This is a genomic window from Streptomyces catenulae, from assembly GCF_000718015.1.
Lineage (GTDB): Bacteria > Actinomycetota > Actinomycetes > Streptomycetales > Streptomycetaceae > Streptomyces > Streptomyces catenulae.
In genome coordinates this window covers 22,603-46,663 of record NZ_JODY01000016.1, presented here as the reverse complement: position 1 = coordinate 46,663, position 24,061 = coordinate 22,603, and the positions used below count along the sequence as shown (strand labels likewise).

Here is a 24,061-nt window from a genome sequence, read left to right as displayed (position 1 = left end):
GCACGGCTGACGGCCACTAACCTCGGGCCGCATGGAGCAACGGCATCTCGGCCGTACGGGTCTGCGCGTGTCCCGTATCGGGCTCGGCACACTCACCTGGGCGCGCGACACCGACGAACGGGGTGCGGCCGAGCAGCTCAAGACGTTCTGGGAGGCGGGCGGCAGCCTCGTCGACACCGCGGACATATACGCCGACGGCGGCGCCGAGCGGCTGCTCGGCCGACTGCTGGAGGGCCTGGTGCCCCGCGCCGACCTGGTGATCGCCACGAAGGCGGGCAGCGTTCTGGAGCCGGACCGCCGGGTGGACGGCTCACGCCGCCATCTGCTCGCCGCGCTGGACGCCTCGCTGCGCCGCCTGGGCACGGACCACGTCGACCTCTGGCAGCTGCACGCCTACGACCCGCACACCCCGCTGGAGGAGACGCTGCAGGCGCTGGACACCGCCGTCAGCAGCGGCCGGGCGCGGTACGCCGGGCTCGCCGACTTCTCCGGCTGGCAGCTGGCCAAGGCCGCCACCTGGCAGCTGGCCGAGCCCGCGGTGCGCACCCGGCTGGCGAGCGCCCAGCTGGAGTACTCGCTGCTCCAGCGCAGGGTGGAGCGGGAGGTGCTGCCCGCCGCCCACGACCTGGGCCTCGGCCTGCTGCCCGCCTCACCGCTGGGCCGCGGCGTGCTCACCGGCAAGTACCGGCGGGCGACCCCGATCGATTCGCGGGGCGCCTCGGACCGGCTGGCCGGGTTCGTCGCGCCGTATCTGGACAAGCGGTGCGACGGCATCGTCGACGCGGTCACCACGGCGGCCGACGGGCTCGCCGTCACCCCGCTGCATGTCGCGCTCGCATGGGTGCGCGACCGCCCCGGGGTCGCCGCCCCGCTCGTCGGCGCCCGGACATCCGCGCAGCTCGCGGCGGCATTGTCAGTGGAGGCGCTTACGCTTCCTGACGAGATCACCCGGGCGCTGGACGACGTGTCGGCCCCGGACCACCACTATCCCGATCACCACTGGAGCACGCTGTGAGCACCGACCGCCCCTCCGGCGAGACCGCGCCCGAGCAGGAGGCCGCGCCGGGCGGCCCGCCCGCCGCCGCGGAGGAGAGCGCTTCGGAGCGGCCGACGGCTTCGGAGGGCCCGCAGCCGACCTCCCCGGCGGACGGGGCGGCCGCTCCTTCGGGTGACGAGACGGCGGGCCGGGCCCAGCAGGGTGCGGCCGGTGCGGCGCCCGCCGCCGCTCCGGGCGGGAAGGCCACGGCGGCGGCGCTGGCGGCCGCGGTGCGGGCGGTGGAGAGCGGCGAACGCTCCGCCGCGTCCTTCTTCAACGAAGCGCCGCGCCCCCCGGCCGCCCGGCCCGCCACGACGCCTCCCGCGGGAGGTCCGGCGGGCGGCGGGCGGCCTCCGCAGGGTGCCCCGGGGGCTCCCGGTGGCGCTCCGGAGCGGGCCACGGCCCCGTCCGCCGAGGCCCGGCAGGCGGCACCGGCCGCGCCGCCGCGCCCGCTGCCGCCCACCGCCGAGGGCATCGACGGCGTACGCCAGGTGCTGGCGGCGGGCGGTGCCCCGGAGGCGCTGGCGGGCAAGGCGGCCGAGGTGCTCGGCGAGCGGGCCGGGGAGGCGCTGCGCGAGGACCCCTGGCAGCTGCTGGCGGTGCCCGGCGTCCGGCCCGAGCAGGCCGACACCTTCGCGCGGGCGCTGCTGGGCGCCGCCTGCGGCCCCGGTGACGAGCGGCGTGCCGTGGCGCTCGTCGGCTGGCTGCTGGAGCAGGCCGCGCTGGCCGGGCACTCCGCCCTGGAGGCGTCGGCGCTGCGGGCGGCGCTCGCCCAGCGGGCGGTGCCGGAGCCGGACGAGGCCCTTCAGCTCGCCCTGGCCGAGGGCGCCGCCCTCGTCTTCCAGGACGCCCTCGACACCCCGGGCACGGCCCGCCCCGCCCCGGAGGACGAGGAGGAGACCCCGGTCCGGGTGCTGCTGGGCCTGGACCGCTACGCGATGGCCGAGGAGAGCGTCGCCGACGGACTGGCCCGACTGCTCAACACGTTCGAGGCGGCGGGGGGCGGACAGCCGGATACGTCCGGCGGGGAGGCCGGGCCCGAGGCCGGGGAGGCCGGGGAGGTGCCGGAGCCGGAGGCCGGTGAGGCGGCCGGGGGCACGGAGCCGGAACCGGAAGCCGAGGAGGAGGCCGGGGACGGGCCAGCCGCCCAGGGCGGGGATGCTCCGGCCGGGGAGCGGGTGCGGCCCTCCGCCGCGCAGTGGGAGGCCGTGGCCGCGGCGGCTCCCTCGCCGTCCGCGGCCGAGCTGATCCGGGCCGTGGCCCACAGCGGTCTGGTGACGCACACCGGCGCCGAGGCGGCCCGCGCCGAGCCCGCCGCGCTGGTCACCGCCGCCCGTGCGCTGGGCCTGCGCGCCTACGCCGCCGCCCACACCGGCAACGGCCGCGCCCGGCTCGCCGCCCAGCTCACCGCCGCGGACTCCCCGGAAGCGGCGGACGCCGGTGCCGTCACCGTCGCCGGTCTGCTGTCCGGCCAGGAGGGTCCGGGCCGGGACGCGGACGGGGCGCTCGCCCTCGACCTGCTGGTCGTCCTCGACGCCCCGCAGCTGGATCTGGAGACCGCGGCGGTGCTCATCGAGTCGCTGGCCGACGGGGTCCGGCTGGTGCTCAGCGGCGACCCGGGGGTCCTCGGCTCGGCGGGCCCCGGCCGGCTCTTCGCCGATCTGCTGGCCGCCCGCTGCTGCCCGCAGATCGCCTCGCGCACCCCGGACTTCGGCCCGATCGGGGAGCTGGTCTCCGGCATCGGCATCGGGGAGCTGAGCCCGGTGGAGGCGCCCGGCAAGGAGGTGGTGATCGTCCCCGTACGCGACGCACGGGAGGCGGTGCACCGCACGGTCCAGCTGGTCGCCGACTCGGTGCCGCGGGCGCTGGGGGTGCCGCCGCAGGAGACGCAGGTCATCACCGTCGGCCACGGCGGCTCGGCCGGGACCCGCGCGCTCAACGCCGCGCTCAAGGAAAGGCTCAATCCGGGCCCCGGCCGGTTCGGCGGCTTCGACCCCGGGGACCGCGTCGCCTACTCCCCCGCCCCGGGCCGTACCGTGCCCGCCACGGTCACCGGCGCGGACGCCGACGGCCTGCGGCTGGAGTGCGAGGGCGCCCCCCTCGTGGTCGGACGGGCCCGTGTCGAGGCGGGCGCGCTCCGGCACGGCTGGGCGCTCACCGCCCATCAGGCGGCCGGGACGCGCTGGCCCGCGGCCGTCGTGGTGCTGCCCGGCGACGCCGCCCAGGGGCTGAACCGCGCCTGGGTCTACACCGCGTTCAGCCGCGGCGAACGCCATCTGTCGGTGGTCCAGGGTGTGGACCAGGCCCTCCCCCACGCCGTCGCCGACGTCCCGGCCAAGGAGCGCACCACCCGCCTGCGCACCCTGCTCCAGCAGCAGAACGCCCAGGCCACGGCGGAGACCGCACAGGCGGAGTGAGACGGAAGAGCGGCGGCAGCGGCGGGAGGGCCGAAGGCCCGTAACCGCCGCTGCCGCCGGACGGCCGGGCGGCGGCGCCCCGAAGCGGGCTCGCCGCCGCACCGACCGGGACGGGCCCCGGCAGCCCACTGCCCCGGGGAGAGCCGGGCACGCACCCGCGCCCCGTCTCCCCGGGGCAGTTCCGAACCCTCGGACCGGTCGGGCCGGTCGGACCGGCCACCGACCGGGAGAAGCGCCTCCTCAGCGCCCCCGGTCCGGCCCGCCGGTGTCCTGCTCCTCGTCCAGCTCCTCGTCGAAGACCGAGCTGACGTCGAACCGGCAGACCACCTGCTGCGGATCGATGTCCTCGAACGGCTCCGACAGCCACTCCCCCGGCTCCGGCAGGTCGTCGGTGGCCGCGACCCAGAGCGTGGAGTCGCCCTCCTCCAGGCCGAACTCCTTGTGCCGGGAGGCGATTTCGTCCGGCTCGAACTCGCCGAAGAGCACGCCGAGCGCCGCGTACACGCTGGAGCCCACCACCGCGGCGCCGCTCTCGCCCGGGGCGCGGGCCACGTCGTCCGCGGTGTCCGGGTCGAGATCGGCGACGCGCTGTGCCTGATGGAGCAGTCGCTGCGGATCGGCGACCGCGTAGTCCCGGCGGATCAGCACGCTCAGCGCACTGGGTTCCTCCGGCCCCTGGTAGGCGGGGAGATGGTCACTTCCGGGAATCTCGAAGGGGGTGACTTCGTCGTAGGTGTCGTAGAGCAGCTCGTCGTAGACCTCTGCCGCGGCGGCGAGTTCGTCGAACGCGGCGTAGACGTCGGGATCGTCCTGCCCCGAGCGGCGTTCCACCGCGTCGAGGTGACGGTCCAGTGCGGCTTTGACCGCCTCGGCGGCGGCACGTACCTCGGCAGCGGAAGGCTGCGCAGCATCAGACATGGTGCAGACGCTATCCGTACCGGGGCCGGTCCCGCACAATAGATGCGATGCCGGAATACGAATTCTGCGATGTGTACGTGCCGCGGGGGGTCTCCCGCAAGGCCGCCACACGCCTGCTGACCGACCATGCCGAGTACGGGCACTGGGAGTTGGACCGTCTGCGCCTCAACCCCGACGGCAGCCGTCGGGTGCGGCTGCGCCGCCGGATCATCCGCCAGCTCCGCGCCACGTGGTGACGGTCCCCGCCACCCGCTGACGGCGGGCGCGCGCGGCACGCCGTACCCGGCGGGGCGCGCTGCACCGCCGCCGAAGGCATGCACCCGGCGCCGCGGGGCGGCTACCCGGCGCCACCGCGGGCGGTCCTTCACGGCAACGCAAAGCGGGCCCCGCCGGTGTGCGGGGCCCGCTCCGTGCTGCGATGCCGTGTCGGCGCTACCTCACCTGCGTGCGGCGCGGGCCCGACGGTAGAGCAGTGCGCCGCCGAGAATCAGACCGGCGCTGGCCGAGGCCGCGTACCCGATCGACTCGGAGCCGGTGTGCGCCAGCTCACGCGTCGGCTCCGGAGTGTCGGCGATCTTGACGTGCGACGCCGTCTGCGGCCGCGGTCCCGGCGTGGAGGGGTGCTCCTTCACCGGCACGGTGGGGTGGTGCGGCTGCTCCGGGTTCCCGGGCTTCGCCGGGTGGCCCGGCTCGACCGGGCGGGTCGGGACCGCGTCGTTGCCGCATTCGTTGCCGAATGTGGGGTTGAGCAGTCCGACGACGTCGACGCTGTTGCCACAGGCGTTGACCGGGACGTCGACCGGCACCTGGACGTTGTTGCCGGACGCGACGCCCGGCGAACCGGTGGCGCCGCCCTCGGCGGTCGAGCCGCCGTGCCCGCTCTGCGCCCCGCCCTGACCTGCGGGCTTGCCGCCCTCCTCGTGGTGCCCGTCACCCGGCGAAGTCCGGTGCTCACCGGAACCGTTGGCGCAGCCGTTGCCCATCGCGGGGTTGAGCAGCCCGACGACGTTGACGGTGTTGCCGCAGGTGTTGACCGGTACATGCACCGGGACCTGCACATTGTTGCCGGATGCGACGCCGGGTGAGTTCGCTGCGCCACCCTGGGCGCCCGCGTCGGCGTGTGCGTAGCCGACCGTGGCGGCGAGGATGCCGCCTGCAGCCGCCACGGTGATCAGGCCCTTGCGTGCGACCTGTCTCATAGGTTGTTCCCCTGCCTCGTGCCTTGCGAATGCGGACGGACGCGGAAGATGCCGCCCGCGGGAATCCTCAGCGGCTCCGGAACGCGAGGCGTCCCGGAGCCGACCGGATCGGACCCTTACGGGTGCAGATGCGACGTCAGTCGTTGATGCAGATGTTGCCGAAGGCGGGGTTCAGCAGCCCGATCACGGAGACCGTGTTACCGCAGAAGTTCACCGGGACGTGCACCGGAACCTGGATCACATTGCCGGAGACCACGCCCGGGGAGCCGACAGAGGCTCCCTCGGCTCCCGAGTCGGCAACGGCCAGGCCCGCGCCGGCGAGCACAAAACCACCGGTGAGCGCCGCGGCAGCGACGACCTTCTTGATCATTAAATCCTCCTACGTTGGCAGTGCGATCCCAGCCGCGGACCGCACAGCCTGCAACGATGCGGAGGACTTTCAGGCTACGAGGATGACTCGGCATTCACTCTTTCCAGCGAAAAACCCCTCAGTATTGGGCAGTTCGCCCCTTGTCGGGGTGATCAGCTCGCGTCGATGAAACGGTCCAGCACACGGACGCCAAACTTCAGCCCATCCACCGGCACTCGCTCGTCCACGCCGTGGAACATGCCCGCGAAGTCCAGCTCCGGCGGCAGCTTCAGCGGCGCGAACCCGAAGCCGCGGATGCCCAGCCGGTCGAACGACTTGGCATCGGTACCGGCCGACAGCATGTACGGCACGGCCCGCGCGATCGGGTCCTCGGCCAGCAGCGACGACTGCATCGCGTCGACCAGGGCACCGTCGAAACTGGTCTCCAGCGCCTTGTCGGCGTGGATGTCCTCCCGCTTGACCCGCGGGCCGAGGAGACGGTCGAGGTCGGCCAGGAACTCCTCCTCGTAGCCGGGCAGGAAACGGCCGTCGACATGGGCGGTGGCCTGGCCGGGAATGACGTTGACCTTGTAACCGGAGCCGAGCTGGGTGGGGTTGGCGGTGTTCTTGAGGGAGGCGCCGATCAGCTTGGCGATGCCGCCGAGCTTCGCGAGCGTGTCCTCCATGTTCTCCGGGTCGAGTTCGGTGCCCAGGGCGTCGCCCAGTTCGTCCAGGAAGTGGCGGAGCGTCTTGGTGACGCGCACCGGGAACTCGTGACGGCCCAGTCGGCCGACGGCCTCGGAGAGTTCGGTGATGGCGTTGTCGCGGTGGATCATCGACCCGTGTCCGGCGGTGCCGTCCACGGTGAGCTTCATCCAGTGCATGCCCTTCTGCGCCGTCTCGACGAGGTAGAGCCGCAGGTTCTCGTTGACCGTGAACGAGAAGCCGCCGACCTCACTGATCGCCTCGGTGACGCCCTCGAAGAGACCGGGGTGGTGGTCGACGAGGTGGCGGGCGCCGTAGGTGCCACCGGCCTCCTCGTCGGCGAGGAAGGCCAGGACGATGTCGCGGGGCGGCTTACGGCCGGAGCGCATCCGGTCGCGGACGACCGCCAGCGTCATCGCGTCCATGTCCTTCATGTCCACGGCGCCACGGCCCCAGACACACCCGTCGGCGATCTCGCCGGAGAAGGGGTGGTGGGTCCAGTCGTCGGCGTTGGCCGGGACGACGTCGGTGTGGCCGTGGATGAGCAGGGCCGGACGGGACCTGTCCTCGCCCTCGATACGGGCGACCGTCGAGGCCCGGCCCGGGTGGGATTCGAAGATCTGCGGCTCCAGCCCGACCTCCGCGAGCTTCTCCGCCACGTACTCCGCCGCGGCACGCTCGCCGGGCCCGGAGTGGTCGCCGTAATTACTGGTGTCGATCCGGATCAGGTCCCGGCACAGGTCGACGACCTCGTCCTCACCGGTGACCGTACGGGCCGGCTGTGACTCGCTCACTCTGCCTCCTTGTGGTTCACGGCCGCGGCACGCCCACCCAGGGACCGGCCGCGGCGGGGTCCACCGCCATCCTCCCTCCGCGGCGGGCTCCACCCAAGGCCGTAATACGGCCGACATGCCCTGGTCACAGCCGCAGACCGGCTCCGACGTGCGGGTGATCGAGCACCCCGAAAGGTTTGCTATTGTTTTCTCTGTCGGAACGGCCCAGGCCGGAACGGCAGACACCTTGTCCGGGTGGCGGAATGGCAGACGCGCTAGCTTGAGGTGCTAGTGCCCTTTATCGGGCGTGGGGGTTCAAGTCCCCCCTCGGACACCAGCGAAAGACCCCAGTGATCTGGGGTCTTTTTCGTTTTGGGCTGCGCCTCCCGGGCCCGACCGTTTCGGCACACCTCGCGTAATTGTGGTGCGGGTGGGCTCGGGGCCGTAGCCTGCGCGCCGTTGGGTGGTGTGGGGCGGGAAGGGTGTGCGGGTGCTGATCTTTGATGCGGATGACACGTTGTGGGAGAACAACGTGATCTTCGAGCGGGTCATCGAGGAGTTCACGGACTGGATGGCGCGTCCCGGGCTCGGGCGGGACGAGGTGCGGGCGGTGCTCGACGGGATCGAGGCGGCGAACGCGGTGACGCACGGGTACGGCAGCAAGGTGTTTCTGCTCAGTCTCGGGGAGTGTCTGGCGCGGTTGCGGGGGCGTCCGGCGAGCGCGCGGGAGGCGGCGCGGATCGAGGGGTGGGCGGCGGCGTTCGACGGCGGGACGGTAGAGCTGATCGACGGGGTGCCGCAGACGCTGGCGGAGCTGGCGGCCCGTCATGAGCTGCTGATGCTCACCAAGGGCGAGGCGGAGGAGCAGCGGCGCAAGGTGGCCGCGTCCGGGCTGGGCAAGCACTTTCGGGGCGTGCACATCGTGCCGGAGAAGGACGTCACCACGTACGAGGGGTTGGTGCGGGAGTACGGCGTGGCGCCCGCGGAGGCATGGATGATCGGCAACTCGCCGCGGTCGGACATCCTGCCCGCCCGGTCGGCGGGGCTGAACGCCGTCTTCATCCCGCACGACCGGACGTGGGTGCTGGAGCACGCGGAGCTGGATCCGGCGGACGGGAAGGTGCTGCGGCTCGGGGCGTTCGGCGAGTTGGTGCGGCACTTCTAGCGGCACTTCCGGAGCGCTGCGTGGGGTGGTGGGCGTCGGTTCGAGGGTGTGGTCCGGCTCGTTTGCGTCCGGGGCGTGCGGGTGGGCGGCGGCGCGGTGTGGTGCTTCCGAAGGTGCAGGTCGGGCCGGGGGACGGCGGGGCGGAGGGGGCGTGGGGGCGCACGTAGCATGGGCCGGATGAGTGCCAAGCGTTCCGGGCGGGTCGCCGCCGAAGCTCCGTGCCGGGTCACCGTCTGCCGTGGTTGCTGCTGTGGTGACGGAGCGAAGGTTCCCGGCGTCGATCATGCCGGGCAGATCCCGCGGCTGCGGGCGGCGTTGGGCGATGCCGCGCCGGTGCGTGCCTCGGAGTGCCTGGACGTCTGCGATCAGGCGAATGTCGTCGTGGTCCAGCCGTCGGCCGCCGGGCGGGTCGCGGGTGGGCGTCCGGTGTGGCTGGGGCTGGTCAACGACGACGATGCGCTGGCGGACATCGCGGAGTGGATACGGGCGGGCGGGCCGGGGCTCGCGGAGCCGCCCGGGGTGCTGGATCTCTACACGTTCACCGTCTCGCGCCGGGTGCGGGAGGCGTTGGAGGGGTGAGCCGGGCCCGGCCACGCCTTGAGGGGGCGCGGGCCGGGCATCGTCGGGGAAGCCGGATGTGGGTGCCGGAGGGTTCCCCACCTCGCCCCAGCCCGTCCGGCGTCACCCGGCGCGGGCCGCGCACCGTCGGGGAAGCCGGATGTGGAGGTGCCGGACGGCTCCCCACCTCGCCCCCAGCCCGTCCGGCGTCGCCGTTCCGTAGCGCCCGTCCGGTCCGTAAGCGGCCCGCGCGCCCGCGCCCTCCCCGGAGCGTGCCGTCTCTCGGCGAACGCCGTCTCCCGCCGTGTGCCGTCTCCCGGCGGACGCCGTCTCCCGGGGGTCAGGCGACCGCTCGGGCCGCTGCTCTTCCTGCGGTGCGGCCCGAGAAGAGGCAGCCGCCGAGGAAGGTGCCTTCCAGGGAGCGGTAGCCGTGGACGCCGCCGCCGCCGAAACCGGCGGCCTCGCCCGCCGCGTAGACGCCGGGGAGGGGGGTGCCGTCGGCGGTCAGGACGCGGGAGGAGAGGTCGGTCTCCAGGCCGCCGAGGGTTTTGCGGGTGAGGATGTGGAGGCGTACCGCGATGAGGGGGCCCGCCTTCGGGTCGAGGAGGCGGTGTGGGGCGGCGGTGCGGATGAGGCGGTCGCCGAGGTATTTGCGGGCGCCGTGCAGGGCCGTGACCTGGAGGTCCTTGGTGAAGGGGTGGGCGATCTCGCGGTCGCGGGCGGCGACTTCGCGGTGCAGCGCGGCCTCGTCGATCAGCGGTTCGCCGGTCAGGTCGTTCATCTGGCGGACCAGTGCGGGCAGGGTGCGGGCGGTGAGGAAGTCGGCGCCGTGGTCGAGGAACGCCTGGACGGGGCCGGGGGCGCCGCCGCGGGCGCGGCCCAGGACGTCGCGGACGGACTTGCCGGTCAGGTCCGGGTTCTGTTCGGAGCCGGAGAGGGTGAACTCCTTCTCGATGATCTTGCGGGTGAGCACGAACCAGGTGTGGTCGTGGCCGGTGCGCATGATGTGGTCGAGGGTGCCGAGGGTGTCGAAGCCGGGGAAGAGCGGCACCGGCAGCCGCTTGCCGGTGGCGTCCAGCCAGAGCGGGGACGGGCCGGAGAGGATCCGGATGCCGTGCTGCGGCCAGATCGGGTTCCAGTTGTCGATGCCTTCGGTGTAGTGCCACATCCGGTCGCGGTTGATGAGGCGGGCACCGGCCTTCTCGGCGACGCCGAGCATCGCGCCGTCGACGTGTGCGGGGACGCCGGAGAGCATGTGGCGCGGCGGGGTGCCGAGCCGCTCCGGCCAGTTGGCGCGGACCAGGTCGTGGTTGCCGCCGATGCCGCCGGAGGTGACGATCACGGCCTGGGCGCGGAGGGTGAAGGCGCCGGACGTCTCGCGGCTGCTGGGGGTGCCGCGTTCGGCGTCGGAGGGGACGAGGATGTCGCCGCTGACGGTGTCGACGGCGCCCGCGGTGCCGGTCAGGCCGGTGACGCGGTGGCGGAAGCGGAGGTCCACCAGGCCGCGGGCGGCACCGGCGCGCACCCGGCGGGCGAAGGGGGCGACGAGGCCGGGGCCGGTGCCCCAGGTGATGTGGAAGCGGGGGACGGAGTTGCCGTGGCCGGTCGCGTCGTAGCCGCCGCGTTCGGCCCAGCCGACGACGGGGAAGAAGCGGACGCCCTGGCGGTGCAGCCAGGGGCGCTTCTCACCGGCGGCGAAGTCGACGTACGCCTCGGCCCATTTGCGGGGCCAGTGGTCCTCGGGGCGGTCGAATGCGGCGGTGCCGAGCCAGTCCTGCCAGGCCAGGTCGTGGCTGTCGCGGATGCGCAGGCGGCGCTGCTCGGGTGAGTCGACGAGGAAGAGGCCGCCGAAGGACCAGTGGGCCTGGCCGCCGAGAGACTGTTCGGGTTCCTGGTCGAGGAGGATCACCTTCCGTCCCGCGTCGGCCAGTTCCGCGGTGGCCGCGAGGCCGGCCAGGCCCGCTCCGATCACGATCACATCAGCGTCGTACGCCATCGTCAGCTCTCCTCACCGGGGCGTGCCGGAGGTCCCGGATGCCGTGGTGATCCGATCCTCCGCGCAGGCCGGTACGGGCGTCAACAGGTCGTACCAACCGGTCGGCATGGGGCGTGGGAGGCGGTGCGCCCGGTGTCCGGCGGGGGTGGTGCGGCGCGGCAGGCCGACGTGACGGCGGCCACCGCGGCGGGCGGGCCGGGTGGCTATCCTCGGCCTCACCTCCACTCCGCCCGATACGAGGTGTATGTCGGTGTCCGTGACCGTGATTCTGCTGGCCCTCGGTGCGGCCTGTTGCCTGGGCCTGGGGTTCGTCCTCCAGCAGGCGGCCGCGCAGCACGCGCCGATGAAGGACTTCCTCTCGCTGCGGCTGCTGCTCGATCTGGCGCGGATGCCGCGCTGGCTCGCCGGTATCGGGCTGATGGTGTGCGGCATGGCGCTGGGCGCGTTCGCGCTGGGGATGGGCGACATCACACTGGTCGAACCGTTGCTGGCGACCAATCTGCTGTTCGCGATGGCGCTGTCGCGGTGGCTGACCCGGCAGCGGCTGGGGCGCAGCGGCTGGGCCGGGCTGTGGCTGTTGGCGGGCGGGGTGACGGCGTTCATCGTGGCGGGGCAGCCGCACGGCGGGCGGGCGACCCCGGATGTGCTGCGGCAGTGGGTGATCATCGGCGTGGTCCTGGGCACGGCGCTGCTGCTGACGGCGGTCGCGAAGCGGATGTGGATGGCGCTGGAGGCGGCGCTGCTGGGCACCGCGGCGGGGTTGCTGTACGGGTTGCAGGACGCGCTGACGCGGATGAGCGGGGACCGGTTCAACGCCGGTGGCTGGACGGCGGTGGCGACGAGCTGGCAGCCGTACGCGGTGGTGGCGCTCGGGGTGACGGCGCTGGTGTTGGTGCAGAGCGCGTTCGAGACGGCGCCGCTGCGGCTGTCGCTCCCGGCGCTGACGGCGGCGCAGCCGCTGGCCGGGATCGCGTGCGGGGTCGGGTTCCTCGGCGATCAGCTGCGGGTGACGCCGGGCGCGCTGGCGTGGCAGGCGGCCGGGATCGTGGCGATCGTGGTGGGCATCGTGCTGATCGGCCGGCATCCGGCGATGCCGCCCGGCGCGGGGCCGCCGCACCCGCGGGCGCAGGCGCTGGCGCCGCACTGAGGCGGGCGGCGGGGCCCGGCGTTCCGGTGGCGGGGCGCCGGTGGTTGCATGGCGGCATGACCGATCAGCAACCGCTCGACGCGGACGAAGTGCTCGACATCGTCGATGAGCAGGACCGGGTGGTGGGCCAGGCGCCGCGCGGCGAGGCGTACGCCCGGGGCCTTCGGCACCGCTGCACGTTCATCCTGGTCAGGGATGGCGAGGACCGGATCTTCATCCACCGCAGAACGGACCGGAAGCTGGTCTTCCCCGGGCATCACGACATGTTCGTCGGCGGGGTGGTCGGCGCCGGGGAGGGCTACGACGACGCGGCGCTGCGGGAGGCCGAGGAGGAGTTGGGGGTCCGGGGGCTCGACCGGCCCGAGCACCGCTTCTCGTTCCTCTACGAGGGGGACGGGGGTTCGTGGTGGTCGGCGGTGTACGAGGTGCGGTGCACGCTGCCGGTGGCGCCGCAGGAGTCGGAGGTGGCCTGGCACGCCTTCGTCACCGAGGAGGAGCTGGAGCGGCGGCTGGCGGAGTGGCCGTGGACGCCGGACGGGGTGGCCGCGTACCGGCGGTTGCAGGAGTGGCGCGTCGGCGGGGCCCGCTGATGGCGGTGTGGCGGACCGGGGTGCGGCCGTGAGCGTCGATCTGCGGTCGGTGCGGGAGACGGTGCGGCTGTGGTGGTCGCCCGCCCGGATCGGCGAGGAGGGGCGGACGCCCGACTACCGCTTCTCGCTGGCGAACGAGCGGACGCTGCTGGCGTGGCTGCGGACCGGGCTCGCGCTGGTCGGCGGGGGTTTCGCGGTGGATCAGTTCCTGCCTCGGCTGCATCCGGGGCTGCGGACGGTCTTCACGGTGGCGCTGCTGGTGGCCGGGGCGCTGTGCGCGGTGCGGGCGGTGAACCACTGGGTGCGGTGCGAGCGGGCGATGCGGCGCGGTGAGGATCTGCCGGTGTCGCGGTTCCCGTCGGTGCTGGCGGTGGTCGTGGGGGTGCTGGCCGCCGCGATGGTGGCGCTCGTCGCGATCGGCTGGACGCGCTGAGCGTGGGGACGGCACCGGACGGGTCCGGGGCGCGCGACCCCGGGTTGCAGCCGGAGCGCACCCGGCTGGCCTGGCGGCGGACCACGCTCTCCTGCACGGTCGTGGTGGCGCTGGCCGTGCGGCGGCTGACGCAGTCCGTGGCGCCGGGCGTGGTGACGGCGGGGGCGGTGGCGCTGACGGGGGTGGCGTGGCTGGTGTTCGGGCTGGTGGCACACGGCCGGATGCGGGCGATGGCGGCGGGCCGCCCGCCGGTGCTGGGGACCCGCGGGGCGGGGCTCGTGGCGCTGTGCACGGTGGTGCTGGCGGTGTCGGTCGCGGTGGTGCTGGTGGGCGGCGGGTGAGGGGCCGGGGCCCGGTCCGGTCCGCGCCGGGCCCCGGCGCCGTCCGGGAGCGCCTCCGCCCCGGGCGCCGGAGCCGCAGGTGAGGCGTCCGGTGTGCCGTCCGTAGCCGGACGCGTCGGCGTCACGGCACCGCACCGCGCACCGGCGATACGGTGGCGCCGCCGCGCCGGGAGCTGCGGTGGCCCGCCCCGCGAGGTGCCGGGCCCGCCCCGGGCGGCGACGTACCACCGCCACCCCCGAGGAGCCTCCCCATGCCCCGACCCTCCGGACCCGTCTCCCCCAGCACCCCCGACGAGCCGGGGCTGACCGAACTGAGCCCCGGCGTCTCGGCGTTCGTCCAGCCCGACGGCGGCTGGTGTCTGAACAACGCCGGGGTGGTGACCGACGGCGGGGCGACGCTGCTGGTGGACACCGCGGCGACCGAGCGGCGCTCGCGGCTGCTGGCGCGGCGGATCGCGGAGAGCGGGGCGCCCGCGCCGCGGATCGTCGTCAACACCCACCACCACGGCGACCACACCTACGGCAACTCCCTCTTCACCCCGGCGGCCACGATCGTCGGACACGCCGTCTGCCGCAGCGAACTCCTCGCCGCGGGGCACCAGTTGGAGGCGATGTGGCCGGAGAACGACTTCGGTGACATCACGCTGACGCCGCCGTCGCTGACGTACACGGACGCGCTGACGCTGTACGTCGGCGACATCGAGGCGCGGCTGCTGCACCCGGGCGTCGCGCACACCCGGGGCGACACCCTCGTCTGGCTGCCGGGTCGGCGCACCGTCTTCACCGGGGACCTGGTCTTCCACGGCGGTACGCCGTTCCTGCTCATGGGCTCGCTGGCCGGGTCGCTGCGCGCGCTGGAGCTGCTGCGGTCGCTGGACGCGACGACGGTGGTGCCGGGCCACGGACCGGTGACCGGTCCCGAGGTCTACGACACCGTCGAGGCGTATCTGCGCTACGTCGACGAGCTGGCGCGGCGCAGCCATGCGGCCGGGCTGAGCCCGCTGGAGGCGGCCACCGGCGCCGACCTCGGGCCGTTCGCGGAGCTGGCCGAGAGTGAGCGGCTGGTGGCCAATCTGCACCGCGCCTACGCGGAGTTGGAGGGCGCCGAGCCCGGGGCGCCGCTGGACGTACGGACCGTGTTCGCCGACATGACCGCGATGAACGGCGGGGTCCCGGTGGCCTGTCACGCCTGAGCGGACGCGGCGCCGGGGGCGCGGGGCGACCTCCCGCACTCCCAGCGCGCGCCGGTGCCCCGCGCGCCCCGCAGGCGACCGCCCCGGGGCCGCGTGACCCATCCCCCACGCCGGGGCACTGGACTCCATACCGACTAGTCGGCATGATCGTACGCGGGTGCCCCGGGACGACCCCCGGGCGCCTGCCGTGCCGCCGTCCCCGTACGGCACCGTCCGACCGTCCACTCCGTATGGAGGACCACGATGAGCAAGGGCACCCCTCCCCCACCGGGCACGGACCCGCAGGCGCCGCCCGGACTCGACCCGGAGGCGCTCCGCCGCCATCTGGAGCGCGAACGGCCGGGCCTGACGGCGGGCCCGCTGCGCGCCCGGCTGATCGAGGGCGGGCGGTCCAACCTCACCTACCGCGTCACCGACGGCACCTCCTCCTGGGTGGTGCGCCGCCCGCCGCTCGGCCACGTCCTGGCCACCGCGCACGACATGGGCCGCGAACACCGCGTGATCAGCGCCCTGCACCCCACCCCGGTACCGGTGCCCGAGACGCTGCTGCTGTGCGAGGACGAGTCCGTCATCGGGGCGCCGTTCTACGTGATGGAGCTGGTCGAGGGCGTGCCGTACCGGACCGCCGAGCAGCTGCGGCCGCTGGGCGCCGAGCGGACCCGGGCGGTGGTGCGCTCGCTCGTCGACACCCTCGTCGATCTGCACGCGGTCGACCCGGAGGCCGTCGGACTGACCGGATTCGGGCGCCCGGACGGGTTCCTGGAACGGCAACTACGGCGCTGGGGCAAGCAGCTGGCCGCCTCCCGGGGCCGCGACCTGCCGGGCATCGAGGCGCTCCACGAGGGACTCGGCCGGGCGCTGCCCGCCTCGCCCGCGCCGTCCGTCGTCCACGGCGACTACCGCCTCGACAACGTCCTGATCGGCGCGGACGACGCCCCGACGGCCGTCCTCGACTGGGAGATGTCCACCCTCGGCGACCCGCTGACCGACCTCGGGCTGCTGGCGATGTACAGCTCCGACCTGGGGCTCGCCGAGTCGCCGGTCTCCACCACGAGCGGCGCGCCCGGCCACCCGACGCCGGACGAACTGATCGCCCGCTACGCGGAGCGCTCCGGGCGGGACACCTCGGCGATCGCCTGGTACACCGCGTTCGCGTGGTTCAAACTCGCGGTGATCCTGGAGGGCATCCACTACCGGTACACGCTCGGGCAGACCGTCGGCGCCGGGTTCGACCGGATCGGCGAACTCGTGCCCGTCTTCATCCACCACGGACTCACCACCCTCAAGGAAGGCTGAGGCACCATGGACTTCGCATTCGACGCCCGTACCGAGGAGCTGCGCGCGCGGCTGCTGGCCTTCATGGACGAGCACGTACTGCCCGCGGAGGCGACGGCGGACGAGCAGCGCGCCGCGCTGGACTCGCCGTGGCGGACGCCGCCGGTGGTGGAGGAGCTGAAGGCCGAGGCGCGGCGGCAGGGGCTGTGGAACCTCTTCCTGCCCGACGCGGAGCTGGGCGCCGGGCTGACCAACCTCCAGTACGCCCCGCTCGCCGAGATCACCGGCCGTAGCCCGCAGCTGGCGCCGACCGCGCTGAACTGCGCGGCGCCGGACACCGGCAACATGGAGGTGCTGGCGCAGTTCGGCAGCGCGGCGCAGCGCAAGGAGTGGCTGGAGCCGCTGCTCGCCGGGGAGATCCGTTCGGCGTTCGCGATGACCGAGCCGGACGTGGCGTCGTCGGACGCGACCAACATCGAGACCCGCATCGAGAAGGTCACCGACGGTTCCGGCGACTACCTCATCAACGGCCGCAAGTGGTACATCTCCGGCGCGATGCACCCCGACTGCCGGATCTTCATCGTGATGGGCAAGACCGACCCGGACGGCGCGGACATCCGCCGCCAGCAGTCGATGATCCTCGTCCCCCGCGACACCCCGGGCCTGACCGTCAAGCGGGCCATGCAGGTCTACGGCTACGAGGACCACTACCACGGCGGCCACGCCGAGGTGGTCTTCGAGAACGTCCGGGTACCGGCGACCCACCTCATCGGCGAGGAGGGCGGCGGCTTCGCCATCGCCCAGGCGCGGCTGGGTCCCGGCCGGATCCACCACTGCATGCGGCTGATCGGGATGGCGGAGCGCGCCATCGAGCTGATGTGCCGCCGCGCGGTGTCCCGGGAGGCGTTCGGCAAGCCGCTCGCCCAACAGGGTGTGGTGCAGGAGTGGATCGCGGACGCGCGGGTCGCGGTGGAACAGCTGCGGCTGCTGGTGCTGAAGACCGCCTGGCTGATGGACACCGTCGGCAACAAGGGCGCCCACACCGAGATCCAGGCCATCAAGATCGCCACCCCGCGGACCGTCGTCGACATCCTCGACAAGGCGGTCCAACTGCACGGCGCCGGCGGCGTCAGCCAGGACTTCCCGCTGGCCGAACTGTGGGCGGCGGCCCGGACCCTGCGGCTGGCCGACGGCCCGGACGAGGTCCACCAGCGGTCGCTGGCACGCCGGGAGCTGAAGCAGTACCGGTAACGGCCACCCGCGCGGGAACGCCGCTCGTACCGCCGCAGGGGCGGGGCGGGCGGCGGGGCTGCGGGTGGGGGCGGACCCGTAGGGACGTGGGCGGGTGATCCGTAGGGTCGCCAGTCGGCGACCCGTAAGGCGGGGTCGAACGCCTCCCGTAGGGGTCGGGTGGGCCCCCTGCGGGGCCACAACGCGGGGCGGCGAGCCGATATTTCCGGGAGCGGGGACACGGACCGGAACTGGAGGCCGAGGGATGACGGAGGCTACGGCCGGGGGACGGCGGGAACTGCGGCTGAGAGGCCGGGGGCGGCGGGCGCTGCCGCTGAGACGCCGAGGCACAGCGGGAGCTGCGGCTGAGACGCCGAGGCACGGCGGGCGCTGCCGCTGAGACGCCGAGGCACAGCGGGAGCTACGACTGAGAGGCCGACGGGAGCTGCCACCGAGAGGCCGAGGCACGGCGGGCGCTGCCGCCGAAACGCCACCAGGGCCAACGGGAGCCACAGCCGAGAGCCCCCCGGACCGCCGCCCGGGCCTACGGTCGCAGCGCCCGCAGCAGCAGGTCGGCCAGGTGGTCGGCCACCTCCTGCGGGGTGAGGGGGCCGTCCTCGCGGTACCAGGTGCCGAGGTGGTGGACGGAGCCGAAGTGGTAGTCCACGACGAGGTCGGCGGGGACGTCGGCGGCGAAGACGCCGCTGCGCTGGCCCTCCTCGATCAGGGCGCGGAACCGTTCGTGGTAGCGGCGGCGTTCGGCCCGTACCTGCTTGTCCTTCTCCGGGCCGAGGTGGTGCATCGACCGGAAGAAGATCTTGGTGTCGTCGAGGTTCTCGATGGTGGTGACGACGACGTCCGCGGCGGCGTCACGGAGCCGCCGCTCCACCGGCGCGTCGGCGTCCGCGAAGTGGTCCAGGCGCTCCTGCTGGAGGCGGAGCACCCGGCCGTAGACCTCGTGGAGCAGGTCCTCCTTGGAGCCGAAGTAGTGGTAGAGGGCGCCCTTGGTGACGCCCGCCGCGTCGACGATCTCCTGGACGGAGGTGCGGTCGTAGCCGCGCTCCGCGAAGAGGTGGGTGGCGGTGGCCAGCAGCCGCTGCGCCACCGGCTTCGTGCCGTCGCCGTCCTTCGTTGCGGCCATCGCCGTCACCTGTTCCTTCGTCGTCGCGCGGGTCGTTCGCGGGGGCCCGGCCGGTCAGCGGCCGTCGGGGCGGGTGCGGTCCCGCAGCTCCCGCCGGAGGATCTTCCCACTCGTGGTCTTCGGCAGCTCGGGCAGGATCTCGACCTCCCGGGGACATTTGTACGCCGCGAGCCGCTCCCGGCAGTGTCCGGACAGCTCGGCCGGGTCCGGGGCGGTGCCGGGCCGCAGGCTGACGTACGCCTTGACGGACTCGCCGCGGTAGGCGTCCGGGATGCCGACGACGGCCGCCTCGCGCACCGCCGGGTGGGTGTAGAGGACGTCCTCGACCTCCCGTGGCCAGACCTTGAAGCCGGAGGCGTTGATCATGTCCTTCTTGCGGTCGACGACGTAGAGCCAGCCGTCGGCGTCCATGAAGCCGATGTCGCCGGTGCGCAGTTCGCCGCCGGGTATCGCCTGCGCGGTCGCGTCGGGGCGGCGCCAGTAGCCGGGGACGACCTGCGGACCGCGGGCCACGATCTCGCCATGGGTGCCGAACGGCACGTCGGCGCCGCTCTCGTCGACGATCCGGACGACGGCGTCGGGGCCGGGCACGCCGACGGCGAGGGTGCCGGACTCCGGGTCGACGGGTGCCTCGCGGCCGGGCGGGACGGTGGCGAGGGTGGCGGTGGTCTCGGTCAGGCCGTAGCCGTTGTGGAGGTAGCAGCCGGATCCGGCGCGGAACGCCGCCACCAGGGCGGGCGGTACGGGCGCGCCGCCGGAGGCGATCATCGCGAAGGAGGCGAAGTGGTCGCGGGTGACGCCGGGGTGGGCCAGCAGCGCCATGAACGCGGTCGAGGGGCCGACGGTGAAGGCCGGGCGGTACTCCAGGAAGGCGTCCAGGACGACGCCCGCGTCGAAGCGGTAGGTGAGCGCGCAGACGCCGCGGTTGGCGAAGGCTCCGGCCAGTTCGCAGACGAGGCCGGTGATGTGGAAGAGCGGGGCGAGGGCGTAGTAGGTCGATCCGGCGGGGAGTGCCAGTCCGGTGCGCTGCCGCTCGACGTTGTAGGAGAGGTTGCCGTGGGTGTTGGTGGCGCCCTTGGGGGTGCCGCTGGTGCCGGAGGTGTAGCTGATCAGCGCGGTGTCGGTGGCGGTCGGTGCGGGGACGGCGGGGACCGGCGCGGCGGCGGCGTTGCGGGCGGCGGTCAGCAGGTCGTCGGCGCCGTCCCGGGGGCCGAGGCGTTCGGGGCGGAGCACCCGGGTGTCGTCGCGGGTCTGGAGTCCGGCCTCGCAGGCGGTCAGGGCGATGCGGACGGATGGTTGCCGGGCGGCGGTGTCGCGGAGGAAGGCGTCCCAGGTGCGGTCGGCGCAGACGACGGCGGTGACCTCGGCGTCGGAGAGTACGTGGGCCATCTCGCCGGACTTGTACATGGGGTTGACGGGGACGACGACGCCGCCCGCCTTCCAGACGCCGAGGAGGGCGAGGACGAAGTGCGGGGTGTTCTGCAGCATCACCACGGCGCGGTCGCCGGGGCGGAAGCCGTGGGCGGCGAGGTGGGCGGCGACGCCGTCGGAGAGCGCGTCGGTCTCGGCGTAGGTGAGGCGGGCGTCGAAGTAGGCGAGGGCGGTGTGGTCGGGGACGTGGTGGACCGCGTCGCGGAAGGTGTGGAGCAGGGAGGCGGGCGGGTCGACGGGGGCGCGCTGCGCCTCGGTGAGCTGCGCCAGCCACGGCTTGTCCTGGTAGGAGGTCATCGGGTGCGGCCCTTTCGTCCTGGGTGCCGGGCCCGCCGCGCGCGGCCCGGGGCCGGTCGCGTACGGGACCGGCGGGTGCCGGTTGCCGTGCGGGGAGGGCGGGGTGGCGGTCGGTCACCCCGGCGGGCCGCGGGGGGGCGGCCCGGTCGGCGGGAGGCGCGCGGCCGAGGCCCGTGCGCCGGGGGCGTTACCTGCCGTCCGTCCGTTCCAGTTTCTGCTGGAGGCGGTTCATGCTGCCGAGCCAGCGGTCCGGTTCGGCGGCGCGTGCGGTGTAGTAGGCGGCGACCTCCGGGTGCGGCAGGACCAGGAAGCGGTCCTCGGCCATCGCGTCGAGGAGGGCGTCGGCGACGGTCTCGGGTTCGACGGCGGTGGGGGTGAGGACCAGTTCCCCGGCGGCGCCGGTCGCGGCGAGCATGTCGGTGCGGACGCCCTGCGGGCAGATGGCGTGGACGGCGACGCCGCGGTGACGGTAGGTCAGCGACAGCCATTCGGCGAAGGCGTAGGCACCGTGCTTGGTGACGCTGTAGGGGGCCGCCTCGATCATGGTGAGCAGTCCGGCGGCGGAGACGGTGGAGACGAAGCGGCCGTCGCCGCGGGCCAGCCAGCCGGGCAGCAGTTCGCGGGCGGCGCGGACGTGTGCCATGACGTTGACGTCCCAGGCCAGCGCCCAGTCGTCCTCGGGTGCGTCGGGGCCGCCGCCGGTGCCGACCCCGGCGTTGGCGCAGAAGATGTCGATGTCGCCGCCGAGCGCCTCGCGGGCGGCGGGGACGACGGTGGAGGCGTCCCCGGGGACGGCGAGCGCGCCGAGTTCCGCGGCGGTCTTCTCCGCCTTGGCCGCGTCGAGGTCGTTGACGACCACCCGGGCGCCCTCGGTGGCGAAGCGGCGGGCGAGTGCGGCGCCGATGCCTCCGCCCGCTCCGGTCACGACGACGGCCTTGTCCCGTACGGCTTCCACGCTGGCTCCCCAGGTCGTTCGGCACTTTCCCAGGGGCAGACTAACCAGTCGGTATGTGGCAGCGGAAGAGCTGGACGCGCCATGTCCGGCGCGTTCCGCGGGGCGCGTGGCCGGGTTACGGTGCGCTCGGCACGGCCCCTGTCCGCTCACCGCTCCCGGAGGGCTGCACATGACCCTGTCCCGACGTCTGCTGCTCGGCCGGCTCGCCGCGACCGGCGCCGCCGGTGCGGCGCTCGCCGCCGCACCCGCCACCGCCTCCGCCGCCTCCGCCCCGCCGGGCTCCCCGGTCCGCCGCCCGGTGCGCACCGGCTTCGACCGGCTCGCCGCCGACGGCTACCGCCTCCTCGACGGCCGCACCGTCGGCGTCGTCACCAACCCCACCGGCGTCACCCCGGAGCTGCGCCACATCGTCGATGTGCTGCACGCCGACGCACGGGTGCGGCTGCGGGCGGTGTTCGGCCCCGAGCACGGATTCCGCGGCACCGCGCAGGCGGGGGGTTCGCAGGGGCGGTACGACGATCCGGCGACCGGGCTGCCGGTGTACGACACGTACGGCAGGAGCGGTCAGGAGTTGGCGGACGTCTTCACCGCGTCCGGGGTGGACACCGTCGTCTTCGACATCCAGGACGTCGGCGCGCGGTTCTACACGTACATCTGGACGCTCTACGACTGCATGGTGGCCGCGGCGCTGGCGGGCAAGGGGTTCGTGGTGCTGGACCGGCCGAATCCGGTGACCGGACGGGACGCGGCGGGGCCGGTGCTGGATCCGGCGTACGCCTCGTTCGTGGGCCGCAAGCCGATCGCGCAGGCGCACGGGATGACGGCGGCGGAGCTGGCGCGGCTCTTCAACGAGGAGTTCGTGGCGGCGGACGCGGGGCGGCGGGTGCGGCTGGAGACGGTCGCGATGTCCGGGTGGCGGCGCGGTGACTTCTTCGACGCGACCGGGCTGCCGTGGGTGCCGCCGAGCCCGAACATGCCGACCCCGGACACCGCGCTGGTGTACGCCGGGACCTGCCTGTTCGAGGGGACCAACCTCTCCGAAGGACGCGGCACCACCCACCCGTTCGAGCTGCTGGGCGCGGAGGGCATCGACCGGCGCTGGGCCGCGGCAGCCGGGGAACTCGGTCTGCCCGGCGTGCGCTTCCGGGAGGCGTACTTCGCGCCCGCCTTCTCGAAGTTCGAGGGGCGGACGGTCGGCGGGGTGCAGCTGCATGTGAGCGACCGGGCGGCGTTCGACCCGGTGCGTACCGGTATCGGGCTGCTGGTGACGGCGAAACGGGTGTGGGACGGCTTCGCGTGGCGGCCGGATCTCGGCATCGACCGGCTGACCGGTTCGGCGACCGTCCGCACGATGATCGACAAGGGTGCGGGGACGGATGACGTCGTCGGCGCCTGGCAGCGGGAGCTGGCCCGCTTCCGGGCGGTGCGCCGCCGCTACCTGCGCTATCCGTAGCGGTCCGGCCCGGCCATCCTCCGGCGCATCCCACACTTCGAGACGGGCCATTCCATCTATTGACTACACGTCACACCGGCCAAGAGCATGCGGCTCGTGCGAAGCGATACGAGACCAGCGAAGAACGGGCCGGAGACGGCGGACGCCACGGCCACCGCGGAGGGCGGCGGGGAGAGCCTGCGCCGGGTGGCGGTGGCGTCCTTCATCGGCACGGCCATCGAGTTCTACGACTTCTACATCTACGGCACCGCCGCCGCCCTCGTCCTCAACGACGCGTTCTTCCCGGGGCTCGACCCGGTCAACGCCACCCTCGCGTCGTTCTCCACCTACGCGGTGGCGTTCGCCGCCCGGCCACTGGGCTCGCTGATCTTCGGGCACTTCGGCGACCGGGTCGGCCGCAAGTCCGTCCTGGTGGCGTCGCTGCTGATGATGGGCCTGTCGACGGCGTTCGTCGGTCTGCTGCCCGGCTACGCGACGCTCGGCGTCTGGGCGCCGCTGCTGCTGGTGCTGCTCCGCTTCGTGCAGGGCATCGGGCTGGGCGGCGAGTGGGGCGGCGCGGCGCTGCTCGCCGTCGAGCACGCGCCGAAGCGGCGCCGCGGGCTGTACGCGGCGTTCCCGCAACTGGGCCCGTCCGTCGGGTTCTTCGCGGCCACCGGCGTGTTCTGGCTGCTGTCGGCGGCACTGGACGACGCGGCGTTCCGCTCCTGGGGCTGGCGGGTGCCGTTCCTGCTGTCGTTCCTGCTGGTCGGCGTCGGGCTGTTCGTCCGGCTGAAGATCAGTGAGACGCCGGTCTTCGCGAAGGTGCGGGCGGCGCAGGAGGCCGGGCGGGTCCCGGCGCTCGACGTCTTCCGGCGCCACCCCAAGGAGCTGCTGCTGGGCGCGGGCGGCATGATCATCGCGTACGGCCTCTTCTACACGGCGACGACCTACTGTCTCGCCTACACCACCGGCACCCTCGGCATCTCGCGGAACACGATGCTGGGGCTGTCGCTGGTCGCCTGTCTCTTCCTCGCCGCGGGGACGTGGCTGGCCGCGACCCGCTCGGACGGCGCCGGACGCCGCAAGCTGGTCCTCGCCGGGACCGGCCTCGCCGTGGTGTGGGGCCTGGTGCTCTTCCCGCTGCTGGACACCGGGCAGCCGGTGCTGATCGCCCTCGGCATCGGCGGCGCGCTGTTCTGCATGGGCGTGGTCTACGGGCCGATGGGCGCGTATCTGCCCGAGCTGTTCGGCACCACCGTGCGGTACTCGGGCGCCTCGCTCGCCTACAACCTGGGCGGTGTGCTCGGCGGCGCGGTCTCCCCGCTGATCGCCACCCGCCTCCAACCGGCGTTCGGCTCCGCGTCGGTGGGCTGGTACGTCAGCGCGATGGCGGTGGTCTCGCTGCTGTGTGTGCTGGCGCTGCCGGAGACCCGCAGCCGCGAACTGGGCTGAGCGGCAAACGGCGGACGCCGGTCCGGGG

The 24,061-nt window shown here is 73.9% G+C and carries 22 protein-coding genes and 1 tRNA gene; 15 read left to right on the top strand and 8 right to left on the bottom strand.

The annotated features are described in order from the left end of the window. Window positions 1-31: 31 nt before the first annotated feature. On the top strand, window positions 32-1,015 hold the full coding sequence (locus IF23_RS0116045) for an aldo/keto reductase (protein ID WP_037678323.1): 984 nt from the start codon (window positions 32-34) through the stop codon (window positions 1,013-1,015). Continuing rightward, window positions 1,012-3,453 (top strand): helix-hairpin-helix domain-containing protein, encoded by a 2,442-nt coding sequence (locus IF23_RS0116040; RefSeq protein WP_051739601.1) that lies wholly within the window; start codon window positions 1,012-1,014, stop codon window positions 3,451-3,453. Before IF23_RS0116045 ends, IF23_RS0116040 begins: the two co-directional genes overlap by 4 nt. A 240-nt stretch (window positions 3,454-3,693) precedes the next feature. Here the strand turns inward: IF23_RS0116040 and IF23_RS0116035 are convergent, their stop codons facing one another. Then, complete coding sequence (locus IF23_RS0116035) at window positions 3,694-4,371, bottom strand: hypothetical protein (RefSeq protein ID WP_030284147.1); 678 nt, start codon at window positions 4,369-4,371, stop codon at window positions 3,694-3,696. Window positions 4,372-4,418: 47 nt separating this feature from the next. Between IF23_RS0116035 and IF23_RS0116030 the strand changes: the two genes are divergently transcribed. Next, on the top strand, window positions 4,419-4,607 hold the full coding sequence (locus IF23_RS0116030) for a DUF5703 family protein (RefSeq protein ID WP_018537156.1): 189 nt from the start codon (window positions 4,419-4,421) through the stop codon (window positions 4,605-4,607). Window positions 4,608-4,808: 201 nt separating this feature from the next. Here IF23_RS0116030 and IF23_RS0116025 read toward each other — a convergent pair whose 3' ends face one another. The 3 genes from IF23_RS0116025 to IF23_RS0116015 all read right to left on the bottom strand — a co-directional run bounded on the left by IF23_RS0116025 (window position 4,809) and on the right by IF23_RS0116015 (window position 7,418). Further along, window positions 4,809-5,570, bottom strand: a complete 762-nt coding sequence (locus IF23_RS0116025) for a chaplin (protein ID WP_030284146.1) — start codon at window positions 5,568-5,570, stop codon at window positions 4,809-4,811. Between the two features lie 136 nt (window positions 5,571-5,706). Then, on the bottom strand, window positions 5,707-5,940 hold the full coding sequence (locus IF23_RS0116020) for a chaplin (RefSeq protein ID WP_030284145.1): 234 nt from the start codon (window positions 5,938-5,940) through the stop codon (window positions 5,707-5,709). A gap of 152 nt (window positions 5,941-6,092) precedes the next feature. Beyond that, on the bottom strand, window positions 6,093-7,418 hold the full coding sequence (locus IF23_RS0116015) for a M20/M25/M40 family metallo-hydrolase (RefSeq protein WP_030284144.1): 1,326 nt from the start codon (window positions 7,416-7,418) through the stop codon (window positions 6,093-6,095). Between the two features lie 228 nt (window positions 7,419-7,646). Between IF23_RS0116015 and IF23_RS0116010 the strand changes: the two genes are divergently transcribed. The 3 genes from IF23_RS0116010 (at window position 7,647) to IF23_RS0116000 (ending at window position 9,141) form a co-directional block, all read left to right on the top strand. Then, window positions 7,647-7,734: transfer RNA gene (locus IF23_RS0116010), tRNA-Leu, on the top strand. A gap of 153 nt (window positions 7,735-7,887) precedes the next feature. After that, window positions 7,888-8,562, top strand: coding sequence for an HAD family hydrolase (locus IF23_RS0116005; RefSeq protein WP_078654015.1), 675 nt, complete (start codon window positions 7,888-7,890; stop codon window positions 8,560-8,562). Window positions 8,563-8,739: 177 nt separating this feature from the next. Next, entirely contained in the window at window positions 8,740-9,141 is a 402-nt protein-coding gene (locus tag IF23_RS0116000) for a hypothetical protein (protein WP_030284141.1), read from the top strand. A 319-nt stretch (window positions 9,142-9,460) separates the two neighbouring features. Here the strand turns inward: IF23_RS0116000 and IF23_RS0115995 are convergent, their stop codons facing one another. Further along, the gene (locus IF23_RS0115995) at window positions 9,461-11,116 is read right to left on the bottom strand and encodes an FAD-binding dehydrogenase (RefSeq protein ID WP_030284139.1); all 1,656 of its coding nucleotides are present in this window, start codon (window positions 11,114-11,116) and stop codon (window positions 9,461-9,463) included. 256 nt (window positions 11,117-11,372) lie between these two features. Here IF23_RS0115995 and IF23_RS0115990 point away from each other — a divergent pair, with 256 nt between their 5' ends. The 7 genes from IF23_RS0115990 (at window position 11,373) to IF23_RS0115960 (ending at window position 17,346) form a co-directional block, all read left to right on the top strand. Then, a complete protein-coding gene (locus IF23_RS0115990; protein WP_037678342.1) occupies window positions 11,373-12,263 on the top strand; it encodes a DMT family transporter in 891 nt (296 codons plus the stop codon). Between the two features lie 56 nt (window positions 12,264-12,319). Beyond that, on the top strand, window positions 12,320-12,853 hold the full coding sequence (locus IF23_RS0115985; RefSeq protein ID WP_030284136.1) for an NUDIX domain-containing protein: 534 nt from the start codon (window positions 12,320-12,322) through the stop codon (window positions 12,851-12,853). Between the two features lie 28 nt (window positions 12,854-12,881). Further along, a complete protein-coding gene (locus tag IF23_RS0115980) occupies window positions 12,882-13,286 on the top strand; it encodes a YidH family protein (RefSeq protein WP_425423845.1) in 405 nt (134 codons plus the stop codon). A 2-nt stretch (window positions 13,287-13,288) separates the two neighbouring features. Continuing rightward, on the top strand, window positions 13,289-13,627 hold the full coding sequence (locus IF23_RS0115975; protein ID WP_030284132.1) for a DUF202 domain-containing protein: 339 nt from the start codon (window positions 13,289-13,291) through the stop codon (window positions 13,625-13,627). Between the two features lie 251 nt (window positions 13,628-13,878). After that, a complete protein-coding gene (locus tag IF23_RS0115970; protein WP_051739599.1) occupies window positions 13,879-14,820 on the top strand; it encodes an MBL fold metallo-hydrolase in 942 nt (313 codons plus the stop codon). A 243-nt stretch (window positions 14,821-15,063) separates the two neighbouring features. Further along, window positions 15,064-16,116: a phosphotransferase family protein gene (locus IF23_RS0115965; RefSeq protein ID WP_030284128.1), complete on the top strand. Its 1,053-nt coding sequence runs from the start codon at window positions 15,064-15,066 to the stop codon at window positions 16,114-16,116. Between the two features lie 6 nt (window positions 16,117-16,122). After that, window positions 16,123-17,346, top strand: a complete 1,224-nt coding sequence (locus IF23_RS0115960; RefSeq protein WP_030284126.1) for an acyl-CoA dehydrogenase family protein — start codon at window positions 16,123-16,125, stop codon at window positions 17,344-17,346. 523 nt (window positions 17,347-17,869) lie between these two features. On the opposite strand, the gene IF23_RS0115955 is transcribed toward IF23_RS0115960, so the two are convergent. The 3 genes from IF23_RS0115955 to IF23_RS0115945 form a co-directional block, all read right to left on the bottom strand. Then, window positions 17,870-18,466: a TetR/AcrR family transcriptional regulator gene (locus tag IF23_RS0115955; protein ID WP_030284124.1), complete on the bottom strand. Its 597-nt coding sequence runs from the start codon at window positions 18,464-18,466 to the stop codon at window positions 17,870-17,872. A 54-nt stretch (window positions 18,467-18,520) separates the two neighbouring features. After that, on the bottom strand, window positions 18,521-20,194 hold the full coding sequence (locus IF23_RS0115950; protein WP_030284122.1) for a class I adenylate-forming enzyme family protein: 1,674 nt from the start codon (window positions 20,192-20,194) through the stop codon (window positions 18,521-18,523). A 187-nt stretch (window positions 20,195-20,381) separates the two neighbouring features. Next, entirely contained in the window at window positions 20,382-21,149 is a 768-nt protein-coding gene (locus IF23_RS0115945) for an SDR family oxidoreductase (RefSeq protein WP_030284120.1), read from the bottom strand. A 169-nt stretch (window positions 21,150-21,318) separates the two neighbouring features. Between IF23_RS0115945 and IF23_RS0115940 the strand changes: the two genes are divergently transcribed. After that, window positions 21,319-22,602, top strand: coding sequence for an exo-beta-N-acetylmuramidase NamZ family protein (locus IF23_RS0115940; RefSeq protein ID WP_030284118.1), 1,284 nt, complete (start codon window positions 21,319-21,321; stop codon window positions 22,600-22,602). 96 nt (window positions 22,603-22,698) lie between these two features. Beyond that, window positions 22,699-24,033 (top strand): MFS transporter, encoded by a 1,335-nt coding sequence (locus tag IF23_RS0115935; protein ID WP_425423844.1) that lies wholly within the window; start codon window positions 22,699-22,701, stop codon window positions 24,031-24,033. The last annotated feature ends 28 nt before the right edge of the window (window positions 24,034-24,061 follow it).